Source organism: Microcoleus harperi Pol14_C6 (genome assembly GCF_036701295.1).
Classification (GTDB): Bacteria; Cyanobacteriota; Cyanobacteriia; order Cyanobacteriales; family Microcoleaceae; genus Microcoleus.
Genome location: NZ_JAUBQN010000114.1, coordinates 1 through 1,183, shown reverse-complemented (window position 1 = coordinate 1,183; position 1,183 = coordinate 1). Strand labels below are relative to the sequence as shown.

At 49.4% G+C, this 1,183-nt stretch carries 1 protein-coding gene; it reads right to left on the bottom strand.

Annotated features, from left to right (window positions below; all coding sequences use genetic code 11):
• Positions 1 to 38: 38 nt before the first annotated feature.
• The coding region (locus tag QUA27_RS27220; RefSeq protein WP_333072160.1) for a hypothetical protein at positions 39 to 1,183 on the bottom strand (1,145 nt) is incomplete at its 5' end.

The window sequence follows — 1,183 nt, the reverse complement described above, 5'->3', positions numbered from 1 at the left end:
TATTAGTAGAGCAAGGATTCCTCGCCCTACTAACAGCCTTAAAGCAGAGTAATTGCAGTCGATGCCGGAGTGCCGATCGAACCTGGCCCAAAGCCCAAATTCACCACCCCACCAGTCAAACCGGGAAGATTGTTAATCGTCAGACTAACGCTAGTTTGACCGGCATTAAAGTTCACCGTCCCTCCCGAAGGATTCACAGCAAATGGACTAATGTTGTAGTCTACGTTGTTCACAGGTTGACCGCCACCAGGGGCAACAATCAAAAAGTCGATCGAAGCCGGAACCGAAGTATTGCCAGTCCGATTAATCGTCAACTCTCCAGAACCGCCGTCAATAATAGGATCGGGAGACGAACCGTAAGAGAAGAAAGTCGGAGGCACAAAACTAGGATCAATGTAATTTGATTGGGCGGACTGGAAGAGACTTGCAGCCGAACGCATCGCAGTTGACGACACATCGATGCCTTGATATTCAATCTTTCGCACTAGGTAGTCGGAACCGTCGTCTTTGAAGGAGGTGGCGGCGTAGGCAGCGGTGGGGCTATCGTAGGCTTTAGTGGAAAACCGCAGTTCGTCAAAAGTAGCGCCACTGAGAGAGTCCCCTACTATCTGGAATTTGAAACTGCCATCGGTGCGGTCGCCAATGAAAGTCGCTCCATCTGAAGACACAGTAATGGGTTGTGGAACGCTCGGAGCGTTGAGGCGAGCGATCTTAAAATTGGTAGCCGGTACCCGAACCCCATTATTAAAGATTTGCAGGAAACCAACTTCATTGCCTTGATCGCCCAAACCCGGACTTGTTTTGGGACTCAATCCACTGAGGTCGATCGTGGTGCTAGTGATGTCTTGGTTATCTGCCCATTTCACCTTCAGCGCCTGAGATTGATTGGTGTTGGGGTTATGGTTGATTTCCGCCCGAATTTTCTTGGCGTCAGTGAACCAACCATCGTAAGAGGATGGGACACCAATACCGCCGGTACTGCCGTAGCTCAACCAGCTTTTAGGGTTTTCGTTGCTTGCTAAGGTGAGGTTGCTGATGACATTCGGGTTAAGATAGTCAGTTTCAAAGCCATCAAAAGCTATCCCAGACAGTTTGATACCTTGATTCTGGGCGGCATTCGGCCATTGTGCGATCAGGTCACTGACACTGCTGTAATTATTGGTTTGACCCAAAGAACCAGTAA